Here is a 21,900-nt window from a genome sequence, read left to right on the forward strand (position 1 = left end):
GTGGGCCGTACTGCACGGTGAAGGTGGCCTCGGCGACCCCCGCGTCGACGAAGCAGAGCCGGACCTGGCGCGTCTGCGGGCGCACGGCGGGCCGGCGCTGTCCGTGACCGCCTGACTGGCGGAGCGTCGCCTGCGCGACGACGCGGGAACGGTAGGCCAGCTCGCGGTAGACCGTCGGCGTGGTCCAGCGGAGGAGCTGGTTGACGGGGCGGTCGCCGAGGACCGCCTCGACGCTGGCCTGCCCGAAGGCCAGGGCCCAGCGGTGCGCCTCGCGGCGCACGGCGGGCGGCACGACGACGGCGTCGGCGCCACGCAGGACCGAGGTCTCCGGCACGACCGGAGCCGCCAGCCGTGACGCCGTGCGGTCGAGCGGCCCGCCCTCGAGGTCGAGCGCTTCCTGGACGACCCGCAGGGGAGCCGGCGCCCAGGTCCGCTCGGTGGCGACGGCGCTCATCGCCGCGGCTCCGGGACGTCGAGGCGCTGACCGGGCTCGATGCGGTCCGGATCGGCGCCGACGACCGTGCCGTTGGCCCGCCACAGGGCGCGCCAGGCGCGGTCGACCTCCGCGTCGGTGGCGCCCGGCCCGAGGCGCTCGGCGCTGATCGCCCAGAGCGAGTCGCCCGGCTCGACGAGGTGGACCCGCGACGCCGCGGGCGCCTGCGCCGCGGTGTGGAGCGGCGCGAGTGGCTGGGGCGGCTGTCCGGCGACGCCGCGCATGTCGTCGGCGTGGGCGGGCGCGACGCTCGCGGCCAAGGCGACACCGCAGCCAGCCAGCACCAGGCGTCGGACCGCGCCCCGGACACCCGGGAGGTCGACACGGTGGAGGCCGTGGAGGGCCTCGAGGGTCGCGGCAGTCATCGCGCACCAGAGCCAGACGACCGTGAGCGCCAGGGTTGCGATCGCCGCGACGGCGAGTGTCGGCGCGAAGGTGAGGCCGCCCGCCGTGGCGAGCTGCTGCTGCGCATGGCTCAGCTCTGCACGAGCGACCAGGAGGAGAGAGACCGCGGCTGCGGTGAGGAACGACCAGAGGAGCAGGCACCTGATGGCAGGTGCGCGCTGAGGATCCCGAGACATGATGAACGACCCCGATCTATGCGTTTGCGTCTGTTTAGGTCACTACACGTCTGTTCTCCATCATTGTCAAGATCGCTCTTCACAGGCTTGGATGGGGCGACACCACGGCGGTTGGGTGCGCCGTCACTCGGGAGGTGGGCATGGAGGACGACGACCGCGGTCTCGCGGCGCTACTCGACGATCTCGAGCAGCAGGCGCAGGGTGCGTGGGCCGCCGACCGAGGTCTCGAGGTGGCGGAGCGGGCGCGGGCCGAGTACGCGCGGGTCGGCCTCGCTGCGCGCTTCATGGCGGGGCTCGGCGCACGCGTCGCGCTCCAGGTGACCGGTGTGGGCGCCCTCGGAGGCGAGCTCGTGCGCGTCGCCGACGGCTGGCTGCTCCTGGCCGAGGGCAGCGCGGAGTGGCTGGTCCTCATCGACGCCGTGGAGACGGCCCGGGGGCTGCCCGCGCGCGCAGTTCCGCCGGAGGCGTGGCCGGTGACGGCCCGGTTGGCGCTCGGGTCGGCGCTGCGCGCCATGGCGGGCGAGCGGGGGCTCGCCCGGCTCCGCTCAGGTGGTCAGCACGAGGGCCGCGTGGGCCGGATCGGCGCTGACTTCGTCGAGCTCCACCCCGACGGCGGCACGACCGTGGTGGTCGCCTTCACCGCGCTGGCAGCCATACGCCGCTGAGGCCGGGGCTCAGGTCGCGTCGGCGTCGAACGGCGGTTGCTCGCCGGGCGCGAGGGGCCGGAGGCCGGCGCGCACGGGCTCGTCGTCGCTCTCCCGGAGCGCCTCGTCGATGTGCTTGCGGACCATGCGCCGGGGGTCGAGGTCGCGCAGCTCGAGGTCGGCGTACTCCGGGCCGAGCTCGCGACGGAGGTCGTCGCGCGCCGCATCGGCGTACTTCTTCATGCGGCGGATGAAACGGCCCGCCTGAGCGGCGAACTCGGGCAGCCGGTCGGGGCCGATGGCCACGACGACCACGAGCGCGATGACGGCCAGCTCGCCGAGCCCGATGTCGAACACGCCGTCAGCCTAGGGCAGGCGCGGTCAGAACTTGTTGGAGGGCGTGAGGCCGAGCTGCATGCCCGCCAGCCCGCGACCGCGGCCGGAGAGGGCATCGGCGATCTGCGTGACCGCCTGCGCTCCCGCAGAGGTCGGATCGGCCTCCACGACGGGCTTGCCGGCGTCGCCGCCCTCGCGGAGCGACGGGTCCAGCGGCACCTGTCCGAGGAGCTTCACCTCGTAGCCGAATCGCTGCGAGAGGGTGTCGGCGACGCGCTGGCCACCGCCGGAGCCGAAGGGCTCGATGCGGGAGCCGTCGGGCAGCACCATCCAGGACATGTTCTCCACGACGCCGACGACGCGCTGGTGCATCATCGAGGCCATCGTGCCGGCGCGCTCGGCGACCTCGGCAGCGGCCTCCTGCGGCGTGGTCACGACGACGACCTCGGCGTTGGGCAGGTGCTGGCCGAGCGAGATCGCGATGTCGCCCGTGCCCGGCGGGAGGTCGAGGAGGAGGACGTCGAGGTCGCCCCAGTAGACGTCGGCGAGCATCTGGACGAGTGCGCGGTCGAGCATCGGACCGCGCCAGGCGATGACCTGCTCGCGCTTGGGCTTCAACATGCCGACCGAGATGACGGAGACACCCGACGGGGTCGGGACCGGCATGATCAGGTCCTCGACCTGCGTCGGGCGGGAGTCCGCGACGCCGAGCATCGCGGGGATCGAGTGGCCGTAGATGTCGGCGTCGACCACACCGACCTTGAGACCCTGCTGGGCGAGGGCGATCGCGAGGTTGGCGGTCATCGAGGACTTGCCGACACCGCCCTTGCCGGAGGCGATCGCGTAGACCTTGGTGAGCGAGCCCGGCTTGGCGAACGGGATCTCGCGCTGCGCGTGACCTCCGCGGAGGACCTCCTGCAGCTTGGCGCGCTGGTCGGCGTCCATCACGCCCATGTCGACGGTGACGCCGGTGACACCGGCGACCTTCGACACGGCGGCCGTGACGTCGCGGGTCAGGGTGTCCTTCATCGGACAGCCGGCGACCGTGAGCAGGATCCCCACCGTGACCGCGCCGGCGTCCGTGATGTCGACCGAGCCGACCATGCCGATCTCGGTGATGGGCCGCTTGATCTCGGGGTCGTTGACCGTCGCCAGCGCGGCGGTGACCTGCTCGAGGGTGGGGGTGCTCATGGGGCCCAAGCGTACGTGGTCGCCGGTGTCCACCGACCGCCGGATCAGCGGCTGGCCGGGTGATCCTCATCGCCAGCCGGTGAGGGCTCCGGTGTCAGGTCCTCCCGCAGGGAGCGGAGCTCCGACCGCAGGAAGTCACGGGTCGCGACCTCGCCCACCGACATACGCAGCGAGGCGACCTCGCGGGCGAGGAACTCCATGTCGGCGTGGGCGCGCGCATTGGCCTGCCGGTCCTGCTCGGCGATCACCTTGTCGCGCTGCTCCTGACGGTTCTGCGCGAGCAGGATCAGTGGGGCGGCGTACGACGCCTGGAGGCTCAGCATGAGCGTGAGGAAGATGAAGGGGAACGGGTCGAACCGCAGGTCGACCGGCGCGACGGAGTTCCACACGACCCAGAGCAGGACGAAGAAGGTCATGTAGATCAGGAAGGTCGCCGTGCCCATGAAGCGCGCGAACTTCTCAGCGAAGACGCCGAAGTCCTCGGTGCTGAGGCGCGGGGCCCGCAGCGACCGGCGCTTGTCACGCGGGACGTCGAGCCGGCGCCGTGTCACGTCGTTCATCGGCGGCCCCCGAGGTCGCGCTGGTCACGCCAGCCGGCAGGGAGCATGTGGTCGAGCAGGTCGTCGACCGTGACGGCGCCCAGCAGGCGTCCCTCGTCGTCGACGACAGGGGCGGCGACCAGGTTGTACGTCGCCAGGTGGGCCGCGACGTCCTCGATCGTGGAGTCGACGCGGAGCGGGTCGAGCGAGTCGTCGAGCGCGGCTGCGACGAGCGTCGACGGAGGCTCGCGGAGCAGGCGCTGGATGTGGGCGACCCCGAGGAGCCTGCCGGTGGGCGGCTCGAGCGGCGCGCGGCAGATGTAGACGAGGGAGGCCAGCGACGGCGTCAGGTCGGGGTTGCGCACGTGGGCCAGGGCGTCGGCGATCGTGGCGTCGGGGCCGAGGATCACCGGCTCGACGGTCATCATGCCGCCGGCGGTCTCCTCGCCGTACGACAGGAGCCGCTTGACGTCCTCGGCCCCCTCCGGCTCCATGAGCTCGAGCAGGGTGGCTGCGGTCTCGGGGGAGAGGTCCGCGATCAGGTCCGCGGCGTCGTCGGGCGACATCTCCTCGAGCACGTCAGCGGCGCGCTCGGAGTCGAGGTGCTCGAGGATCTCGACCTGGTCCTCCTCCGGCAGCTCCTCGAGGACGTCGGCCAGGCGCTCGTCGTCCATGCCCGCCACGACCGCCGTACGCCGCTCGGGCGGCAGGTCGTGGATGACGTTGGCGGCATCGGCGGGCCGCATCTCGTTGAGGGAGGCGATCAGGTGGGTGGCGCCCTGGGTGGCCTGGGCGTGGGTGAGGCCGACGACGTCGGTCCACTCGAGCACGTGGGTCTGGCCGCGGCGGCGCAGCCCCTTGCCGGGCTCCTGGATCGCGACGCGCGAGAGCACCCAGTCGCGGGTGCGGCCCTGCTCCATGGCGACGTCGTAGACGGTGCCGGCGGTGCCGCTGCCGCGCACGGTCACCTGACGGTCCAGCATCTCGCCGACGACGAGCGTCTCGGTGCCACGCTGCTCGAAACGGCGCATGTTGACCAGGCCGGTCGTGTGGACCTGCCCGCTGTCGACGCTGGTCACGCGGGTCATCGGCACGAAGACCCGCTTGCGGCCGAGCACCTCGACGACCAGGCCCAGCACCCGCGGTTGACGCCCGTCGGTGCGCAGGGTCACGACGACGTCGCGGACCTTGCCCACCTGGTCACCCAAGGGGTCGAAGATCGGCAGCCCGACGAGGCGGGCGACGAAGACGCGGGAGGGTGAGGTGCTCACGGGGCCACCGTATCGGGGTCGGAAGAGTGGGGGTCAGCGTCCGAAGACGTCGAGGTGGAGGCGGGAGTTCAGGCTGCTGCGCGGGATCGCGGGAAGAGTCAGGGCAGAGGCGACCAGGTTGGCGACCACGCCGGTGTTGATCGGCGTCCCCGACGCGGGAAGCCGCTGGGTGTGGGCGGGCCGCGTGTACTGGCGGTTCAGCGCGTAGAGGTCGGCGTGCGGCACCGAGGGTCCCCAGACGACGAGGGGGACGCCGTGTCCGTACCTCGTGGGCGCGCCCGGTGCACTGGACGTGACGATGACAAGGGTCGACCCGGCAGACGCACTGTTGCCCTGCACGTCGCCGACGATGCGGCGCAGCCGGCTGTCCGCCAGCGCGACCGCGCGGACGTACTCCGGGCTGCTCCAGCCGTGGGCGGCGCCCGCCCGCAGCACGTTGCCGAGCTGGACGACGGTCAGCCGCGCCGGCCGGTCCTGGAGCGACGTACGCGCGGCGCGCGTCGCGTCGGTGTCCGTCGCGCTGATCAGGCGCCGGTCGATCTTGCCGCGCCCGTTGTCCACGCCGTACCTGTCGGTGCCGGCGAGCTGCGAGTCCCAGGTGCGGGGAACCAGGCGTGATCGCAGGTCGCCGGAGTAGAAGGCGGTGCTCATGCCGAGGTTGTGCGCCATGTCGAAGGCGCTGGAGACGTACTGCCCCGCGGCGGCATGCACCGAAGGGCCGGCGTAGGTGTTGGTCGTGACGCCGTGGCCGCCGCGGCTCGTGGGTACCCGTCGGCTGCTCAGCAGGCTGGTGGTGTTGGGCAGGGCGCGGCGGTTGTCGTCGTCCGGCCGCGCCTGCAGCGTCGACGCACCCCGGCTGATCAGGCGCGACAGATAGGGCGCGTGCCCACCCGCCACGGTGCCGGAGCGCAGCCCCTGGATGTCCACCACCACGACCCGCTTCACGCCGGCGGCGCGCGCGGGCTGGGGCGCGATGTTCGCGGTGGCGAAGTAATAGGGGTGATCGGACGTCTTCGTCGTCTGGCTCTCGGTCCACCTGGTGTAGCCGGACCAGCGGATGTTCGAGGTGCCCATGATCCAGTCGATCAGGCCCGGCGACCTGAGCGTGCAGTCGTACGCGTCGCCGGTGAGGTTGTTGTGCGTGCTGCCGTCGGCCGACTCGAGGTCGCTCAGGTACGTGACGGGGCAGTAGAAGTCATGGCTGTCGTTCATGTCGCCGGTGAAGATCACCGGGATGTCGGGGTTGTTGCGCTGCAGCTTGTTGGCGAGCGCGGCCTGGATCCGCTCGGACGCGTCGCGCCAGACCTTCTCGTCGCCGGCCCACTTGGTCTGGTTGGAGGGGTTGTGGGTGTTCATGAACCAGACCAGCTGACCCGTGTGGTTGTTGCGCAGCTGGACCAGTGGCCGGATCCGGATGCGGCCCTCGAAGTACGGCGTCTCGTAGGTCGTCCGGATGATCGCGGTCCAGTCGCTCTTCCTCCACGCGACCGACGTGTACCAGGAGTCATGGATCGCCCGGCCGGGCCACGTGCCCCACCCGGAGCCCATGAGCGAGGCGAACGTGTCGTACTGGACTCCCTCCAGCTCCTGGAAGCCGATCATCTGGACGCCGGACCGCTTGATCAGGTCGACCGCGCCGTACATCCGTTGCCGGCCCGTCGCGTAGCCGGTCCTGTCGCCGTTCGGGCCCGTGTGGCTCGCGCCGAGCACGTTGAACGTGGCGACCCGGAAGCTCGTCGGTGCGGCCACCGTGGTGGTCACCGGTCGTGCCGTGCCGGGCTCGTCGTGTCCGGCTCCGACCATGAGCAGTGCTGCCGTGAGGACGACCGGCACGGCGACCGACGCGGTCCAGCGGGCCAGCCTCCGGGTGGGCTGGACGGGCGAGCTGGCAGTCATCGCGACACTCCGGGATGGCAGGACAAGGGCGGGCGGCGTGTGGCCACCATGCACCAGTGTGACTCACGTGACTCGTGTGGTCTACCAGTCGCGCGAGGGATGGCTATCATGCGGCGCGTGGCATCGCACAGGAACAGGGTCTGAGGCGTGGCCTCCCGGGTCTACCTCCACGTAGGTCTGCCCAAGACCGGAACGACGTACCTCCAGTCGGTGCTGTGGGCGAACAAGCGCGCCCTCGCGGAGCAGGGGATCCTGGTTCCCGGCCGGAGGCCGGTGGACCACATGTGGGCCACCCTCGTCGTCCGCGAGCGCCCCGGCCTGTCCAGCCGCCGGCCCCAAGCGCGCACGTCGTGGGCCCGGATCCTCGAGCAGGTCCACGCCCACGAGGGCCCGGCGATCATCAGCCATGAGTTCTTCGGTGCGGCGAGCGCCGAGCAGGCCGCGCGTGCCATCGCGGATCTCGGCTGCGAGGTGCACGTCGTCGTCACCGCACGCGACATGCTGACGGTCGTCGCGTCGTACTGGCAGGAGTACGTCAAGCACGGCTTCCGCCGGATTCCCCTGGACGCCTTCCCTCCGGCCGGAGGTGGGTCGGGCGAATGGACCTGGGACGCCCTCGACCTCGAGCAGGTCGTACGCCGCTGGGGCGCCGGTATCCCACCGGAGCACATGCACCTGCTCGTCCTCCCCGGCAAGGAGGCGCCGCGGGATGCACTCTGGCTCTCGTTCGCGGCGATCGTCGGGATCGAACGCGCGGAGGCCTTCGACCTCGAGCAGGCACGCGAGAACAGCTCCCTTGGGGTGGTCGAAGCAGAGCTCATGCGTCGGATCTGTGACGGCCTCGAGGACTTCGACAACGCCATGGACCGCGGAGTCTGGCTGCGCAGCTACCTCGCCCACCGCCACCTCGTGCCCCGGCAGGGGAGTCGACCCCGTCCCTCCCCGGAGCGCGTCGCCGAGCTCCGGGCCCGCGCCGATCGCGCGGTGTCGTGGCTCGCGACGAGCGGCAGCGACATCCACGGCGACCTGGAGCGCCTGCGGGTGACCGGGGAACCAGCCGGTCGTGACCCGGCATCGGTCACCGCGGACGAGCTGCTCGATGCCTCGGCCACGGTGGCGCGGGGCATGCTGGCCGACATGCGGGCCACACGCCAGGAGAACAATCGCCTCACCGCTCGCATCGCCGAGCTCGAGGCAGCGGCGGAGGCGGCGGACGCCGCGCGCTGGTCACGCCGTGCCAGGCGCGCCGTGCGCCGCGCGCTCCCGCGCCGGAGCTGAACGGCATGTGGTGGGCCATCGCACATCGGGACGGCGCGACCGCGGTGCCCGTCGCACCCTAGACTCGACCTGTTTTGCGCCCGCGCTCAGAGGAGAAGACCCCATGGCCAAGCTGTGCCAGACCGAGGACCTGACGGAGATCCAGCAGGAGATCCTGTCCACCGTTCGCCAGTTCGTGAACGACAAGATCATCCCGGTCGCGCAGGACCTGGAGCACTCCGACACGTACCCGCAGGAGATCATCGACGGGCTCAAGGAGCTCGGTGTCTTCGGCCTCACCATCCCCGAGGAGTTCGGTGGCCTGGGCGAGTCGATCCTGACCTATGCGCTCGTCGTGGAGGAGATCGCTCGTGGCTGGATGAGCGTCTCCGGCGTCATCAACACGCACTTCATCGCGGCGTACCTGCTCATGCAGCACGGCACGCAGGAGCAGAAGGAGAAGTACCTCCCGCGCATGGCGACCGGCGAGATGCGCGGCGCCTTCTCGATGTCCGAGCCGGGCCTCGGCTCCGATGTCTCCGCGATCTCGACCAAGGGCACGAAGCTCGAGGACGGGTCGTACTCGATCACGGGCCAGAAGATGTGGCTGACCAACGGCGCGACGTCCACGCTCGTCATGCTGCTCACCAAGACCGACGAGGGCGCCGACTCGGTCTACAAGAACATGACCACCTTCATCGTCGAGAAGGAGGCCGGCTTCGGCGAGACCGCCCAGGGCGTCACCGTCCCCGGCAAGATCGACAAGATGGGCTACAAGGGCGTCGAGACCACCGAGCTCATCCTCGAGGACCACAAGATCTCGGCCGACCAGATCCTCGGCGGCACGCCCGGCAAGGGCTTCTTCCAGATGATGGACGGCGTCGAGGTCGGTCGCATCAACGTCGCCGCCCGCGCCTGCGGCCTGGCCTGGCGCGGCTTCGAGCTCGGTGTCGCCTACGCCCAGCAGCGCAAGACCTTCGGCAAGCAGATCGCCGACCACCAGGCCGTGCTCTTCCGCCTCGCGGAGATGGCGACCAAGGTCGAGACCATCCACACCATGATGGTGCGCGCCGGCCGCCTCAAGGAGTCCGGCAAGCGCATGGACGTCGAGGCCGGCATGGCCAAGATGCTCGCCTCGGAGTACGCCAACGAGGTCGTCGAGGACTCCTTCCGGATCCACGGTGGCTACGGCTACTCCAAGGAGTACGAGATCGAGCGCCTGATGCGCGAGGTCAAGTTCATGCTCATCGGTGAGGGCACCTCTGACATCCAGAAGATGATCATCGGTCGCGCCCTCCTCAAGGAGTACGCACTCTGAGTCGTCCTCGGACGCAGGGCCCTCCGGACATTCCGGAGGGCCCTCGCTTTTTGCCCGGGGGCGTGGGCACCGTCACCACACCGAACCGCGCGGAAGATTAGGAAGTGGCTCGCGACGCTTCGTATATTGCTGGGCATGTTTGCCTTGGCCCACCATCGCGCGCGCGCGACGCGCACCGGCGTACCGCTGGCTTCCGCCCTCCTGCTGGCGCTCGTCCTCCTCGTCGGCCTCGTGGCGCCCGGCGGCTCGGTGCCCGGTGCGGATGCTGCGACGACGTGGGTCCCCCAGCAGGGCGTGAAGTTCAATGTCGCCCGTGCGGGTGACAGGCAGTACATCATCGAGCGCCAGGTCATCGACGCGATCAACCACGCGGCCCCGGGCTCCTACATCAAGATGTCGATGTTCTCGTACGACCGCCATCCCGTGACGGACGCCCTCCTCCGGGCACGCAAGCGCGGCGTCTACGTCCAGGTGCTCGTCAACCGTCACGAGCGGCCGTCGGCGCAGGCCCGTCTCCAGAACGCGTTGGGCTCCAACCGGTCGAGGCGCAACTTCTACTACCAGTGCGCCGCGAGCTGTCGTGGCCAGAGCGACATCCTGCACAGCAAGTTCGTCCTCTTCTCGAAGACCGGCGCCACCACCAACACCGTGATGCTCGGCTCGGCGAACATGAAGCAGAACGCCACCGACAACCAGTTCAACGACTGGGTCACGTTCAACCGCCAGCGGACGCTGCACGCGACACTGGACGCGATCTTCAAGGAGATGGCGGCGGACCGCTACGCCAACCCGATGCGGATCGCGAAGGTGATCGGCACGCACCTCCGCCTCGACGTGATGCCGTTCCCGCGCGACAGCCTCGCGACGGACGCGACGAGGTGGACCGTCTCGCGCGACCCGGTGATGCGCCTGCTGGCTCCCATCCGCTGCAAGGGTGCGACGACCTCCACGGGCCGGACCGTCATCCGGGTCGACATGCAGGCCTGGGACGGCGAGCGCGGCAAGATCATCGCCCGCCGGTTCAAGGCGCTCTACGACGCCGGTTGCGACGTCCGGCTGTCGGTCGGCTTCATCCCCCGGACGGTGAAGTCGATCCTCTACGCCTCGACCGGCCGCGGGCGCGTGCCGCTGCGGAGCTCGGCCTACGACACCGACTACGACGGCGAGTTCGACCTCTACAGCCACACGAAGAACGTGCTGATCCACGGTCGCTACGGCGAGTCCACCAACCTGCGGATCGTGCTGACCGGGTCGAGCAACTTCCAGGACGGCGGTCAGTACGGCGACGAGCTCTTCTTCCGCATGACCGACATGCCCAACGTCTACAAGCGCTACCTCGAGCACTGGTGGTGGATGTGGGACCACCACACGCACAGCATGCCGTGACGGTGCGGCCCTGCGGCGTTCGTGCGGGCCGCGCATCCCTATACTGCGCGGGTGGCAGCGAGCGGTGGGCGTCAGGGTCGAATCTCCCGACTCCGGGTCGATGACCTCGGCGTCTTCGTCGCCGGGTCCGGCGACTTCCCGGTCAACGTCACCTTCGGGGACCAGCGGGTCTTCTCCTTCTGGACCGGGCGCGACACCGCGTCCCGGGGGAGCGAGCGCTTCTTCGCCTGGCCCGACCAGCTGAAGCGGTTCCTCAACGGCTCGGTCGACGTCGCGCTGGTCTCGCCGGTCGACGGCACGACGTACGCGCGCACGAGCGCGGTCCTCGGCAACGGCGAGGGCACTGTCGCGGTCGTCGACAGCAGCGGCAACCCGATGGGCCTCGACAAGAGCCTGCGCCTCTCGCACCTCTTCGGTCAGCGCGACGAGAGCGACATGGCGCCTCTGCTGGACGCACTCGAGGAGGTCCTCGACGCGCTGGAGAAGGCGGGCGTGCGGCCCTTCGTCGCCTACGGCACGCTGCTCGGCGCGGTCCGCGACGGCAACTTCATCGGCCACGACTCCGACGCCGACATCGGCTACGTCAGCCCGTACGAGGCACCGGCTGACGTGATCCGTGAGTCGTTCGAGCTGCAGCGCAGCCTGCAGGACATGGGCTACACCGTGCAGCGCTACAGCGGCATGGGCCTGAAGGTCATCGTCCGCGAGAACGACGGCGCCACGCGCGGCCTCGACGTCTTCGGCGGCTTCCAGCGCGACGGCATGCTCTACCTCATGGGCGAGGTGGGCCACCCCTTCCGCGACGAGTGGCTCTACCCCCGCACGACCGCCCAGCTCGCCGGCCGCGCCGTGCCGGTCCCCGCCGTCCCCGAGCACCTCCTCGTCGCGATGTACGGCGAGAGCTGGCGCGTGCCGGACCCGGCCTACAAGTTCACGACCCCGGTCAGCACCCAGCGCCGCCTCAATGCCTGGTTCCGCGGCACCCGCGTCGGCCTCGACGAGCGCTGGGCGCGCCGCGCCGCCGGCCTCGACGTGGCCCCGACCCGGCGCAGCGACTTCGTCTCGTGGGCCCGCCGGCAGACCCGCCGCGCCACGACGTACGTCGACGTCGGCTGTGGCACCGGCCGCGACGCCGCGTGGCTGGCGCGCCAGGGTGCAACGGTGTGGGCGCTCGACAACTTCAACCCCGACCTGCGCGCCGCCCGACGGATCGCCTCGCGCCAGGAGGCCGAGGTCAAGGTCCGTTGGTTCAACCTGCTCGAGCTCCGCTCGGTGATGGAGACGGTCGCCCGGCTCTCGCGCGAGCCGGGGCCGCGGGTCCTGCTCGGGCACCACCTGCTGGACGCGACCGACCGGTTCGGCCGGGAGAACTTCCTCCGCATGGCCCGGGTTCTCACGCGTGGTGCCGGCAAGGCCTGCGTCCAGATGTACGTCGCTCCCACCGAGCGCAGCCGCGCCCAGGGGCTCACGGACGTGTCGCTGGAGTGGTTCACGGCGCAGGTGGCGGCCTCGGGTGGGCAGGTCGAGCTGCTCGAGCGCCTGTCCGAGCCCCAGGCGGGATTTGCCGGCGGCAGCAACGAGAAGTCGATCGTCAGGATGGTGATGTCATGGAGTCGCTGAAGCAGCGGGCCCGCAACCGCTCGAGTCTCCGCAAGCGCATTCGTGCGCTGGAGCAGGAGGTCCAGGAGTGTCGTCGGGTGAACCTGCGCGTCGCCGAGCTCTGTGACGTGATGATGGAGCTGCTGCTCCCCGTCGCTGAGCGCGACGAGAAGGCGATCACCGACCTGCTGGACCGCTACCGCGAGGGTGTCGGCGACCCGCTCAAGAGCAGCTGACGCCTCAGCCCGCGTTCTTGCGCGGGCAGAACCACAGATAGCCCTTGGTCGAGGCGCGGACCGTGCACTTCGACGCGTTACGCGCGGCCGGCAGGGTCGCCGTCGCGGTGATCAGCGGGTGGTCGGTGAGCCGCTGGCCCCGCGATGAGTTGTCGACCTCGAACTGCGAGAACGTCACCTGGCGGCTGCCGAGGATCCAGTCGATCTCGAGGCGTGACGCGGTACGGCAGCGGCCCTTGGCGTCGGTGTGGGTCCCGTCCGCGGAGTGCATGCCGCTCCCGGCGGTGAAGGGACAGGCGAACGCGGACCGGTCGTTCATGTCGCCGGTGAAGACGACCGGGATCCCGGTGGCACGGAGGCGCTTGGCGAGCGCCACCTCGATCTGGACGGCCTGTGCGCGGAAGCGCGCGAAGTCACCGCCGATGTTGGCCGGGTTGTGGAAGTTCGCGATCCAGATCCGGTGCCCGGTCTGACGGTGCTGCAGCAGGGCGTACGCCATCCCGCGGGGGTGCCCGGCGAAGTAGGGGATGTCGATGATGTGCGTCTCGACGGGCTGCCAGGTGTCCTTGCGCCAGCCGACGGAGTTCTCCGCCAGCCACGGCCCCTGGCTCATGCCGGGGTGGAGGGCCCACTGGCCCCGCGTCACCTCACGGAAGCGCTGCACCTGGCTCCGCTGGAACTCCTGGAAGCCCGCGACCGTCACGCCCTTGCTCTCGAGCATGGCGACCTGGCCGGGGACGCGCTGGATGCCGACGGCGTAGTTCTTGCGCCGGTGGGGGCCGATCGTGTGCGAGGCCCCGAGCAGGTTGAACGTCGCGACGCGTACGGCGAGGTCGTGCGCGGGCGGGGGGCCGCTCACCTGGCGCATGCCTCGACGCCCCATCGTCCGCTTCAGCGCGGCGGGGGTCGGGGCGTTGGCCAGCAGCTCGTCGAACGCGTCCGTGCCGGGCGCGGGCAGGCCCGTGGCCGGGCCGGGGGAGGCTGACGGCGTGCCTGACGGGGTGCCCGTCGGCTGCGAGGACGAGGTGTCGGTCAGGCGCGGGAGCAGGAGCAGCGCGCCGCCGGCGACGACGAGGACCAGCACGAGGCCGACGGTGGCCAGGGTCTGGCGGAGTTGGGGACGCACGGCGTGATTCTAGGTGCGGGACGCAGTGCCTGAGGCCGATGTCACGGCGGACAGCGCGCCTACTCCCGGAGGTGGTGCGGCAGGATTCTCCCCATGACCGCGAGCAAGACGAACCCGGGCAACTTCTTCGAGGACTTCACCATCGGGCAGGTGATCGAGCACGCCGTGCCGCGCACCGTCACCGAGGGTGACCGCGCCGTCTACGGCTCGCTCTACCCGACGCGCTTCGCGGTGCCGTCCTCCGCCGAGTTCGCCAAGGCCTCGGGCCTGGCCGTGCACCCGGTGGAGGAGCTGATCGCGTTCCACATCGCCTTCGGCAAGACCGTCCCCGACATCTCGCTCAACGCGGTCGCCAACCTGGGCTACGCCGAGCTCCGCTTCCACCAGCCGGTGGTGCCGGGCGACACGCTCTCCACGAAGTCCGAGGTGATCGGCCTCAAGCAGAACTCCAACGGCAAGTCGGGCGTCGTCTACGTCCGCTCCACCGCGACCAACCAGCGCGGTGAGGTGGCCCTCGACTGGGTCCGCTGGGTGATGGTCCACAAGCGCGACGTCGAGGCCCCGGCTCCGGAGGTCGTGCTGCCGGAGCTGAAGAAGAACCTCGCCGTCGAGGACCTCGTCGTCCCGGCCGGCCTCGACTTCGCGGCGTACGACTTCGCGCTCGCGGGCGAGCCGTTCCGCTACGACGACTACGCGGTCGGCGAGAAGATCGACCACGTCGACGGCGTCACGCTGACCGAGTCGGAGCACCAGCAGGCCACGCGACTGTGGCAGAACACCGCCAAGGTGCACTTCAACAAGGAGGCGCGTCCCGATGGCCGCAACCTGATCTACGGCGGCCACGTCATCTCCATGGCGCGCGCCCTGTCGTTCAACGGCCTGGCCAACGCGCAGCTGATCGCCGCGATCAACGGCGGCTCGCACGTCGCCCCGGCGTTCGCGGGGACGACCGTCTACGCGTGGTCGGAGGTCCTCGACAAGGCCGAGGTCTCCGACACCGTCGGTGCCCTCCGCCTCCGGCTGGTCGCCACCAGCGGCCGGGACGAGTCGATGACGCTCCGCAACGACGAGGGGAAGTACGCCGACGGCGTGCTGCTCGACCTCGACTACTGGGTCTTCATCCCGCGCTGAGCCCGCGCCGTCTCAGGCGTTCCAGCGGAGGACGGCGCGGGTCTCGCGCTCCTGGCCGAGGATGCTGACGGTCGCGGTGTCGAGCAGGAAGAGCCGCCCGTCGCTGACGGGCAGGCCGAGCCAGAGGGCGGTCAGCGCCCGCAGCGCGTGCCCGTGGCCGAAGACGAGGGTGCGGCCCTCGGCCGCGCCGTCGACGATGTGGTGCAGCCGCTGGGCCACCTGGTCGGCGGACTCGCCGCCGGGGCACGGGTGCGTCCAGACGGTCCAGTCCGGGACGGACCTGCGGATCTCGGGCGTCGTGATGCCCTCGTAGCTGCCGTAGTCCCACTCGACGAGATCGTCGCTCACCTCGGCCTCGGGGAACCCTGCCAGCTCCGCCGTACGACGGGCGCGGAGGCGTGGGCTGGTGAGAACCCGCTGGAACTCGTGGCCCGCGAGGCGGGCCGGGAGGGAGCCGGCGACGGCCTCGCCCTCAGCGGTCAGTGGGAGGTCGGTCGTCGACGTGTGGCGGCCCGAGCGGCTCCACTCGGTCTCGCCGTGACGGACCAGCCAGAGCTCTGGGTGCATGCGGTGAACCTATCGCGCCCCGCTGACGCCCTGTCGGCGACCGACCTCGCGGGGCTACCGTGGGCCCATGGCGCCGGACGAGCTCTGGCGGCCCCCGGAGGCGTCGTACACGTCATTGACGGAGCACCTCGCGCGGACCGCTGGTTTCCCCACCTACCTGCCCTGGCCGCTCGAGCCCGGGTGGCGGGTCGCCGACTTCGGTGCGCTGGGGGAGCCGGGGAGACCGCGCGCCACCATGATCGCGGTGCACGGGGCCAGCCCGGAGGACGGCGGCGTCGCGATGACGGTCATCGCCGAAGAGCCGGGTTCCGGCCTCGGTGCCCACGTTGCGGGGACCGTGCACTCCGACCCGGGTGCGGACATCGGCGACCGTCCGGCGGACGCGCGGGTGCGGGTGGGCACCTCGACCGTCCCGCTGTGGGCCCTGTCGACGCACGAGGTCGCGGGCGACCTCGATCGCTCGGTGTTGGCCGGAGAGGCCGAGGGGCGCTGGATCTGGCTCGTCCTCCGACCGGCGTCGGCGCTCCTCATGCTGGGGTCGCCGTGGCACTTCACCGATGCGGCCGGCATCGGCGCGCCGCTCGTGGGGCTCCCGTTCGGTGGTGAGCCGCCGGCGCGGTGAGGCTCGGTGCTGGCTTCCCGGAGTCGACGGCGCCGACTCCAGGACGTGTGAAGCCTGTGGTTTCCCCTAGGCTGCTCGCGTGCGCCCTGGCCCGATCATCGACCTCCACACCCACTCGCGGGTGAGTGACGGGACGCAGTCCCCGACGGAGCTCGTGCAGGCGGCCGCGGCCGCCGGGCTCGACGTCCTCGCGCTCACCGACCACGACACCTCCGGCGGGTGGGACGAGGCGGTCAGTGCGGCCGCGAGTGCCGGAATCGAGCTCGTGCGTGGCATGGAGATCAGCTGCCGCCACCGGGGCCGCGACGTGCACCTGCTCGCTTACCTGCCGGATCCGGCGTACGAGCCGCTCGTCAACGCCCTGCAGAAGATCCTCGACGGTCGCAACTCCCGGGTCCCCGGGATCCTGGCCAGGCTCCACGAGCTCGGCATCGCGCTCACCCCCGACGACGTACGCCGAGTCTCCGGCGACGCTGCGGCGGTGGGACGCCCGCACGTGGCCGACGCGCTCGTCGCTGCGGGCGTCGTGCGCGACCGGGAGCAGGCCTTCGACGAGCTGTTGCGCCCGGGCCGTCCGGCGTACGTCGACCGCTACGCAGCGCCCCTGGAGCCGATGATCCGCACGGTGATGGAGGCGGGCGGCGTCAGCGTCGTGGCGCACGCGTGGGGGAGGGCCAACGACCCCGGGCCGCTCGACGCAGCCGGCTTCGCGGAGCTGGCAGCCGTCGGACTGAGCGGCATCGAGGTCGACCACGAGGACCACGAGCCGGGCGCCCGTGAGCAGCTGCGTGCGATCGCGCGGGACCTCGACCTGGTCGTGACCGGCTCGAGCGACCACCACGGCACCGGCAAGACCGGGCACGCGCTCGGCTGCAACACCACCAGCCCCGAGGAGTACGCCCGACTCCTCGAGCGTGCCGCAACCGCGGCAGCAGTGTCGGGCCGTGCGACTCCCGAGGTGGTCACCCGATGAGCTCTGTCCTCGACGTCGTCCTGCTCACCGAGGTCTTCGTGACGCTCTTCGTGATCATGGACCCGCCCGGCTCGATCCCGATCTTCCTCGCCCTCACCTCCGGCCGCACGCCGCAGGCCGTACGCCGCGCCGCCTGGCAGGCGCCGGCCGTGTCGCTGCTGGTGATCAGCGTCTTCGCGGTCTTCGGCCAGCAGATCCTCGACTACATGCACATCACGCTGCCGGCCCTGCAGTGCGCGGGTGGTCTGCTCCTCCTGCTTGTCGCGCTCGAGCTGCTCACCGGTGACGAGGGCGGCCCGCTCAGCGGCACCCACGACCAGAACGTCGCGCTCGTCCCGCTCGGCACACCGCTGCTCGCGGGCCCCGGTGCGATCGTCGCCACGATGCTCTTCGTCAAGGAGATCGACTCGGGCCCGAGCTTCGGCGCGGTGGTGCTGGGCATCGTCGGCGTCCACGCCTCGATCTACCTGGCGATGCGCTTCTCGGTGCCGATCCTGCGCGTGATCCGGCCCAGCGGCGTCCTGCTCGTCACCCGGATCGCCGGCCTGCTGCTCTCCGCCATCGCGGTGCAGATGGTCGCCGACGCGGTGCGGGCGTTCCTCGCCGCCTGATCTGCTTCCGCCCGAGTCACTTCCGGCCGAGCGACTGCAGTCGCTGCTTCACGCCACCCGGCACCACGCGCGAGGCCGTCACCAGGGCCTTGTAGCGCTTCGACGGGATCGAGAAGGCCTTCCCCTTCTCGAAGTCCTTGATCGCGTCGGCGACGAGCCGGTCGGCCTCGAGCCACATCCACTTCGGTGCGGAGGCGTCGCGGTCGATGCCGAGCCGCTCGTGGAACTCCGTCTTCACGAAGCCCGGGCAGAGCGCCATCACGGCCACGCCGCGCGGTCCGTACTCGTTGTGGGCCCACTCGCTGAACTTGTTCACGTAGGCCTTGGCCGCCGAGTAGGTGCCGCGCGGGAGGAAGGCGGCGACGCTGGAGACGTTGATGATGCCGCCGTGGCCGCGCTCGGCCATCGTGCCGAGGGCGGCGTGCGACAGCTCGACGACGGCGGTGACCAGCACGTCGTGCATGCGCTGCTCCTCGGCGAAGGGGTTGTCGAGGAACCGCTGCTTCAGGCCGAAGCCGGCGTTGTTGACCAGCAGGTCGACCGGCTGCGCCTGGTCGGCCAGCCGGCCGGCGACCGCCGCGCGGCGAGCGGGATCCGCGAGGTCGGCAGCCAGCACCTCGACGCTCACGTCGTACGCCGCGTGGAGCTCCTCCGCGACCTCGGCGAGGCGCTTCTCGTCGCGGGCCACGATCACGAGGTTCCAGCCGTACGACGCGAGCTGGCGCGCGAACTCGTGGCCGATGCCGGCCGTGGCACCGGTGATCAGCGCGGTCTGCGGCTGGCCGCACGCGCAGCCGTCGCCGCAGCCGCCGGCCTCCTCCTCAGCGAGCGGGAGGAGCGCGTGGTCGTGCGTGTGGTCGTGGTCAGCCATGCGCGCCAGCGTAGTCATGCACCGTTCGCGGGGGACACAGGGCGGGCGCCGCGTGATCTGGCCCACCCTTCGGGCACAATGGCCGCGATGACCACCACGCTCGCGATCGCCAACCAGAAGGGTGGCGTCGCCAAGACGACCACCGTCGCCTCGCTCGGTGCTGCCCTGGCCGAGGCCGGGCACAGGGTCCTGCTCGTCGACCTCGACCCGCAGGCCTGCCTGACCTTCTCGCTGGGCATCGACCCGGAGGACCTCGACGCCTCGGTGCACCACGTGCTGACCAAGGGGCTGGATGCCCGTGAGGTCATCATCGCCACCGAGGACGGCGTCGACCTGCTGCCCGCGACCATCGAGCTCGCGCGTGCCGAGGCGGACCTCCTCACCCGCACGGGTCGCGAGCAGGTGCTCAAGGGGGTGCTCGAGGACCTCAAGGAGGCCGGGGAGCACTACGACTGGGTGCTCCTCGACTGCCCGCCCTCCCTGGGCGTGCTCACGGTGGCGGCGCTGACGGCGGCCCGTGGCGTGCTGGTCCCGCTGCAGTGCGAGACGCTCTCGCACCGTGGCGTCGGCCAGCTGCTCGACACCGTCCACGACGTGCGCCGCTTCACGAACCGTCGCCTCGAGGTCTGGGGTGTGCTGCCGACGCTCTACGACGGCCGCACCAACCACGCACGCAAGGTCCTCGACACCATCTCCGAGGTCTACGAGCTCGATGTCTTCGAGCCGCCGATCCCCAAGACCATCAAGTTCGCCGAGGCCCCGGCTGCCGGACGCTCGATCCTCGCGACGAGCAAGGCGAGCAAGGGTGCCGCGGCGTACCGCGAGGTGGCCAAGGGGCTCGTCGAGCGCGCTGCGCGCTGAGCCAACGACGAACGCCGCGCTCCCCGAGGGGAACGCGGCGTTCTGCGTCTGTGGGTCAGGCCTGCGCGGGAGCGGAGGCACCGCCCTGGGCCGCCGAGCCGCCCTGCCCGCCGGAGCCACCTGAACGACGGCGGCGACGGTTGCGGTTGCGGCTGGCCGACGGGGCACCTTCGGTGGCCTCGGCCTTGGTGCCGTCGGCCTGCTTCGGCGCGGTGGTCGCCTCGGCGTTGGCCTCGCCGGCGACCTGCTGGCCGCCCCGCGTGCGGGTCCGGTTGCGGTCGCGGTTGCCCGAGGGACGGTCGCCCTCGCGGCGCGATCCGCTGCCTCCGGCGTTGCGGCCGGACCCCTCGGTGCGCGGCTTGCGCTCGACGGGGGCAGCGGCCTTGATCCGGCCCTTGGTGCCCTCGGGGATGCCCTGCTCCTGGAAGAGGTGCGGGGACGTGGAGTAGGTCTCGACCGGCTCGTCGAAGGGGAGGTCGAGCTCCTTGTTGTGCGACTTCCACTTCTGCAGGTCGGCCCAGTCGATGAAGGTGATCGCGGTGCCCGTGGCGCCGGCGCGACCGGTGCGGCCGATGCGGTGCACGTAGGTCTTGTGGTCCTCGGGGCAGTTGTAGTTGATCACGTGCGAGACGCCGCGGACGTCGATGCCGCGAGCGGCGACGTCGGTGGCGACCAGGATCTTGACCTTGTCCTCGCGGAACTTGTCCATCGCCTTCTCGCGGGCGACCTGCGCCATGTCGCCGTGGAGCGGGGAGGCATTGAAGCCACGCTCGGTCAGGTCGTCGGCGACCCGCTGCGCCTGCCGCTTGGTGCGCGTGAAGATGACGACCTTGTCGACGTCGTCGGCCTGCAGGACGCGGCCGATGATCTCCGGCTTGTCGAGGTCGTGGACCTGGTAGACGTACTGCGCGGTGGCAGGCACGGTCTGCTCGTCGGCGGCGGACTCGGCGCGGATGTTCATCGGGTGGCGCATGTGCCGGCGAGCCAGGGTGATGATCGCCGACGGCATGGTGGCGGAGAAGAGCATCGTCTGACGCGTCTCCGGGGTGTCGCGCAGCAGACGCTCCACGTCCGGGAGGAAGCCGAGGTCGAGCATCTCGTCGGCCTCGTCGAGCACGAGCGACTTCACGTGGGAGATGTCGAGGGCGCGCTTGTTCATCAGGTCGATGAGGCGGCCCGGGGTGCCGACGACGACGTCGACGCCCGCGATGAGGGCATCGAGCTGACCCTCGTAGGGGACGCCGCCGTAGACGGTGAGCACGCGCACGCCCAGGTCGGAGCCGGCGAGCTCGAGGTCGCTCGAGACCTGGAGTGCCAGCTCGCGGGTCGGGGCGACCACGAGGGCCTGCGGCTTGCCCTGTGCCAGGCCGGCGTACGCCGGGTCGTCCTTGGTGACGACGCGCTGGATGATCGGGATGCCGAAGGCCAGCGTCTTGCCGGTACCCGTGCGGGCCTGGCCGATCAGGTCGGTGCCCATCAGGGCGACCGAGAGGGTCATCTCCTGGATCGGGAAGGGCTCGATGATGTTCTTGCGCTCGAGGGCGTCGCAGATCTGCGGCAGCACGCCGAGTTCGCGGAAAGTGGTCACGGTGTGAAGTTCTTCCATCTGAGGGGGCTCAGCGGCCGACCGCTCTGATGGGGTCAACCGCGCACATACGTTCCCGATGGTACCGAAATGCCCAGCAGCCCCCGATTCGCCGCGAGGCGAGTCGGGGGCTGCACCCTGTCGTGCGGGGTCAGGCGCGCTTGCGACCGGTGATCCCGGCAGCGATCACGACCAGGACGGCGGCGGCGACGATCTGCCAGAGGTGACGCCACCAGTCGATGCCGTTGGTGCAGTTGTTGATGTCGGCGCAGTCGAAGAGCGCCGCGTAGACGTAGCTGCCGATGAAGACACCGCCTATGCCGCAGAGCACGGTCAGCCAGAGCGGGATGTTGTCGCGTCCGCCCGGAGCCAGGAACTTGCCGAGGATGCCGATGACCGTGCCTGCGATCAGTGCGGTGAGGATGGTGCCGATCATGGGACGGGGCCTTTCGCCGCGGACTCGCCCCCGTTGGCGAGTCCTGCTGTCCGCCACACTGCCGTCAACAGGTGCCGTTGGCAACGGTTGACGCCCGCGTGGCGGCGTTCGCGGGGGACCGGTCAGGAGCGGAAGCCGACGTGGCCCTGCACGCCGCCGCCGAAGTCGACGTACGCGAGGGTCGCGACGGGGATGACCACCCGGCGGCCGCGGCCATCGGTGAGGCTCAGCACGCCGCCGTCGGCGATCGCGTCGCTGACCAGCTTCTCGACCGCTGCCGCCGTCTCGCTGGTCTCGATGACGACCTCGCGGACGACGTTCTGGATACCGATCTTGACCTCCATGAGGTCCTCCTTCATCAGATGCTGTG

The 21,900-nt window shown here is 70.9% G+C and carries 24 protein-coding genes; 11 read left to right on the top strand and 13 right to left on the bottom strand.

All coding sequences use genetic code 11. From position 1 onward, the window contains the following. The coding region (locus VLF38_RS08975; RefSeq protein WP_325270925.1) for an Rv3235 family protein at window positions 1–454 on the bottom strand (454 nt) is incomplete at its 3' end. Further along, a complete protein-coding gene (locus VLF38_RS08980) occupies window positions 451–1,074 on the bottom strand; it encodes a LysM peptidoglycan-binding domain-containing protein (protein ID WP_325270926.1) in 624 nt (207 codons plus the stop codon). The genes VLF38_RS08975 and VLF38_RS08980, both read right to left, overlap by 4 nt. A 140-nt stretch (window positions 1,075–1,214) precedes the next feature. Here VLF38_RS08980 and VLF38_RS08985 point away from each other — a divergent pair, with 140 nt between their 5' ends. Continuing rightward, window positions 1,215–1,739, top strand: a complete 525-nt coding sequence (locus VLF38_RS08985; RefSeq protein WP_325270927.1) for a hypothetical protein — start codon at window positions 1,215–1,217, stop codon at window positions 1,737–1,739. 9 nt (window positions 1,740–1,748) lie between these two features. Here the strand turns inward: VLF38_RS08985 and VLF38_RS08990 are convergent, their stop codons facing one another. From VLF38_RS08990 to VLF38_RS09010, 5 genes are read right to left on the bottom strand one after another with little or no spacing between them, the layout of a single operon-like run. Then, a complete protein-coding gene (locus VLF38_RS08990; RefSeq protein WP_325270928.1) occupies window positions 1,749–2,075 on the bottom strand; it encodes a sec-independent translocase in 327 nt (108 codons plus the stop codon). Window positions 2,076–2,099: 24 nt separating this feature from the next. Beyond that, entirely contained in the window at window positions 2,100–3,245 is a 1,146-nt protein-coding gene (locus tag VLF38_RS08995; protein WP_325270929.1) for an Mrp/NBP35 family ATP-binding protein, read from the bottom strand. 44 nt (window positions 3,246–3,289) lie between these two features. After that, window positions 3,290–3,805, bottom strand: a complete 516-nt coding sequence (locus VLF38_RS09000; protein WP_325270930.1) for a DUF1003 domain-containing protein — start codon at window positions 3,803–3,805, stop codon at window positions 3,290–3,292. After that, window positions 3,802–5,055, bottom strand: a complete 1,254-nt coding sequence (locus VLF38_RS09005) for a magnesium transporter MgtE N-terminal domain-containing protein (protein ID WP_325270931.1) — start codon at window positions 5,053–5,055, stop codon at window positions 3,802–3,804. The genes VLF38_RS09000 and VLF38_RS09005 overlap by 4 nt, the downstream gene beginning before the upstream one ends. A gap of 33 nt (window positions 5,056–5,088) precedes the next feature. Then, window positions 5,089–6,951 (bottom strand): hypothetical protein, encoded by a 1,863-nt coding sequence (locus VLF38_RS09010; RefSeq protein ID WP_325270932.1) that lies wholly within the window; start codon window positions 6,949–6,951, stop codon window positions 5,089–5,091. A 147-nt stretch (window positions 6,952–7,098) separates the two neighbouring features. Here VLF38_RS09010 and VLF38_RS09015 point away from each other — a divergent pair, with 147 nt between their 5' ends. From VLF38_RS09015 to VLF38_RS09035, 5 genes are all read left to right on the top strand, one after another. Next, window positions 7,099–8,229, top strand: coding sequence for a hypothetical protein (locus VLF38_RS09015; protein WP_325270933.1), 1,131 nt, complete (start codon window positions 7,099–7,101; stop codon window positions 8,227–8,229). Between the two features lie 103 nt (window positions 8,230–8,332). Continuing rightward, window positions 8,333–9,526: an acyl-CoA dehydrogenase family protein gene (locus tag VLF38_RS09020; RefSeq protein ID WP_325270934.1), complete on the top strand. Its 1,194-nt coding sequence runs from the start codon at window positions 8,333–8,335 to the stop codon at window positions 9,524–9,526. 135 nt (window positions 9,527–9,661) lie between these two features. After that, window positions 9,662–10,912 carry a phospholipase D-like domain-containing protein gene (locus VLF38_RS09025; protein WP_325270935.1) on the top strand — a complete coding sequence of 417 codons (1,251 nt, stop codon included), beginning with the start codon at window positions 9,662–9,664 and terminating at the stop codon, window positions 10,910–10,912. A gap of 51 nt (window positions 10,913–10,963) precedes the next feature. Further along, the gene (locus VLF38_RS09030) at window positions 10,964–12,532 is read left to right on the top strand and encodes a methyltransferase domain-containing protein (protein ID WP_325270936.1); all 1,569 of its coding nucleotides are present in this window, start codon (window positions 10,964–10,966) and stop codon (window positions 12,530–12,532) included. Beyond that, a complete protein-coding gene (locus tag VLF38_RS09035) occupies window positions 12,520–12,747 on the top strand; it encodes a DUF6752 domain-containing protein (RefSeq protein ID WP_325270937.1) in 228 nt (75 codons plus the stop codon). The genes VLF38_RS09030 and VLF38_RS09035 overlap by 13 nt, the downstream gene beginning before the upstream one ends. A 4-nt stretch (window positions 12,748–12,751) precedes the next feature. On the opposite strand, the gene VLF38_RS09040 is transcribed toward VLF38_RS09035, so the two are convergent. Beyond that, complete coding sequence (locus VLF38_RS09040; RefSeq protein ID WP_325270938.1) at window positions 12,752–13,873, bottom strand: endonuclease/exonuclease/phosphatase family protein; 1,122 nt, start codon at window positions 13,871–13,873, stop codon at window positions 12,752–12,754. Between the two features lie 93 nt (window positions 13,874–13,966). Here VLF38_RS09040 and VLF38_RS09045 point away from each other — a divergent pair, with 93 nt between their 5' ends. After that, entirely contained in the window at window positions 13,967–15,004 is a 1,038-nt protein-coding gene (locus tag VLF38_RS09045) for a MaoC family dehydratase (RefSeq protein ID WP_325270939.1), read from the top strand. Between the two features lie 12 nt (window positions 15,005–15,016). Here the strand turns inward: VLF38_RS09045 and VLF38_RS09050 are convergent, their stop codons facing one another. Continuing rightward, window positions 15,017–15,571, bottom strand: coding sequence for a histidine phosphatase family protein (locus VLF38_RS09050; RefSeq protein ID WP_325270940.1), 555 nt, complete (start codon window positions 15,569–15,571; stop codon window positions 15,017–15,019). A 67-nt stretch (window positions 15,572–15,638) separates the two neighbouring features. Here VLF38_RS09050 and VLF38_RS09055 point away from each other — a divergent pair, with 67 nt between their 5' ends. The 3 genes from VLF38_RS09055 to VLF38_RS09065 all read left to right on the top strand — a co-directional run bounded on the left by VLF38_RS09055 (window position 15,639) and on the right by VLF38_RS09065 (window position 17,777). Continuing rightward, window positions 15,639–16,193 (top strand): DUF6758 family protein, encoded by a 555-nt coding sequence (locus VLF38_RS09055; RefSeq protein WP_325270941.1) that lies wholly within the window; start codon window positions 15,639–15,641, stop codon window positions 16,191–16,193. A gap of 79 nt (window positions 16,194–16,272) precedes the next feature. Then, window positions 16,273–17,166 carry a PHP domain-containing protein gene (locus VLF38_RS09060; RefSeq protein WP_325270942.1) on the top strand — a complete coding sequence of 298 codons (894 nt, stop codon included), beginning with the start codon at window positions 16,273–16,275 and terminating at the stop codon, window positions 17,164–17,166. Next, window positions 17,163–17,777: a MarC family protein gene (locus tag VLF38_RS09065; RefSeq protein ID WP_325270943.1), complete on the top strand. Its 615-nt coding sequence runs from the start codon at window positions 17,163–17,165 to the stop codon at window positions 17,775–17,777. Before VLF38_RS09060 ends, VLF38_RS09065 begins: the two co-directional genes overlap by 4 nt. A 16-nt stretch (window positions 17,778–17,793) precedes the next feature. Here VLF38_RS09065 and VLF38_RS09070 read toward each other — a convergent pair whose 3' ends face one another. Beyond that, complete coding sequence (locus VLF38_RS09070) at window positions 17,794–18,648, bottom strand: SDR family oxidoreductase (protein ID WP_325270944.1); 855 nt, start codon at window positions 18,646–18,648, stop codon at window positions 17,794–17,796. 87 nt (window positions 18,649–18,735) lie between these two features. Between VLF38_RS09070 and VLF38_RS09075 the strand changes: the two genes are divergently transcribed. Then, a complete protein-coding gene (locus tag VLF38_RS09075; protein ID WP_325270945.1) occupies window positions 18,736–19,509 on the top strand; it encodes a ParA family protein in 774 nt (257 codons plus the stop codon). 55 nt (window positions 19,510–19,564) lie between these two features. On the opposite strand, the gene VLF38_RS09080 is transcribed toward VLF38_RS09075, so the two are convergent. The 3 genes from VLF38_RS09080 to VLF38_RS09090 form a co-directional block, all read right to left on the bottom strand. Then, window positions 19,565–21,115, bottom strand: a complete 1,551-nt coding sequence (locus VLF38_RS09080; RefSeq protein WP_414689378.1) for a DEAD/DEAH box helicase — start codon at window positions 21,113–21,115, stop codon at window positions 19,565–19,567. 130 nt (window positions 21,116–21,245) lie between these two features. Continuing rightward, window positions 21,246–21,530: a hypothetical protein gene (locus VLF38_RS09085; RefSeq protein WP_325270947.1), complete on the bottom strand. Its 285-nt coding sequence runs from the start codon at window positions 21,528–21,530 to the stop codon at window positions 21,246–21,248. 122 nt (window positions 21,531–21,652) lie between these two features. Further along, entirely contained in the window at window positions 21,653–21,874 is a 222-nt protein-coding gene (locus VLF38_RS09090; RefSeq protein WP_325270948.1) for a DUF3107 domain-containing protein, read from the bottom strand. Between the last annotated feature and the right edge of the window lie 26 nt (window positions 21,875–21,900).

Origin of the sequence: Nocardioides sp. (assembly GCF_035481145.1) — a bacterium.
GTDB lineage: Bacteria > Actinomycetota > Actinomycetes > Propionibacteriales > Nocardioidaceae > Nocardioides.

Excerpts from the sequence above, each read along its gene's own strand:
- VLF38_RS08980 (WP_325270926.1), bottom strand. The coding sequence starts at position 1,074 with ATGTCTCGGGATCCTCAGCGCGCACCTGCCATCAGGTGCCTGCTCCTC.
- VLF38_RS08985 (WP_325270927.1), top strand. The coding sequence starts at position 1,215 with ATGGAGGACGACGACCGCGGTCTCGCGGCGCTACTCGACGATCTCGAG.
- VLF38_RS08995 (WP_325270929.1), bottom strand. The coding sequence starts at position 3,245 with ATGAGCACCCCCACCCTCGAGCAGGTCACCGCCGCGCTGGCGACGGTC.
- VLF38_RS09000 (WP_325270930.1), bottom strand. The coding sequence starts at position 3,805 with ATGAACGACGTGACACGGCGCCGGCTCGACGTCCCGCGTGACAAGCGC.
- VLF38_RS09010 (WP_325270932.1), bottom strand. The coding sequence starts at position 6,951 with ATGACTGCCAGCTCGCCCGTCCAGCCCACCCGGAGGCTGGCCCGCTGG.
- VLF38_RS09020 (WP_325270934.1), top strand. The coding sequence starts at position 8,333 with ATGGCCAAGCTGTGCCAGACCGAGGACCTGACGGAGATCCAGCAGGAG.
- VLF38_RS09025 (WP_325270935.1), top strand. The coding sequence starts at position 9,662 with ATGTTTGCCTTGGCCCACCATCGCGCGCGCGCGACGCGCACCGGCGTA.
- VLF38_RS09035 (WP_325270937.1), top strand. The coding sequence starts at position 12,520 with ATGGAGTCGCTGAAGCAGCGGGCCCGCAACCGCTCGAGTCTCCGCAAG.
- VLF38_RS09045 (WP_325270939.1), top strand. The coding sequence starts at position 13,967 with ATGACCGCGAGCAAGACGAACCCGGGCAACTTCTTCGAGGACTTCACC.
- VLF38_RS09050 (WP_325270940.1), bottom strand. The coding sequence starts at position 15,571 with ATGCACCCAGAGCTCTGGCTGGTCCGTCACGGCGAGACCGAGTGGAGC.
- VLF38_RS09055 (WP_325270941.1), top strand. The coding sequence starts at position 15,639 with ATGGCGCCGGACGAGCTCTGGCGGCCCCCGGAGGCGTCGTACACGTCA.
- VLF38_RS09065 (WP_325270943.1), top strand. The coding sequence starts at position 17,163 with ATGAGCTCTGTCCTCGACGTCGTCCTGCTCACCGAGGTCTTCGTGACG.
- VLF38_RS09070 (WP_325270944.1), bottom strand. The coding sequence starts at position 18,648 with ATGGCTGACCACGACCACACGCACGACCACGCGCTCCTCCCGCTCGCT.
- VLF38_RS09075 (WP_325270945.1), top strand. The coding sequence starts at position 18,736 with ATGACCACCACGCTCGCGATCGCCAACCAGAAGGGTGGCGTCGCCAAG.
- VLF38_RS09080 (WP_414689378.1), bottom strand. The coding sequence starts at position 21,115 with ATGGAAGAACTTCACACCGTGACCACTTTCCGCGAACTCGGCGTGCTG.
- VLF38_RS09085 (WP_325270947.1), bottom strand. The coding sequence starts at position 21,530 with ATGATCGGCACCATCCTCACCGCACTGATCGCAGGCACGGTCATCGGC.
- VLF38_RS09090 (WP_325270948.1), bottom strand. The coding sequence starts at position 21,874 with ATGGAGGTCAAGATCGGTATCCAGAACGTCGTCCGCGAGGTCGTCATC.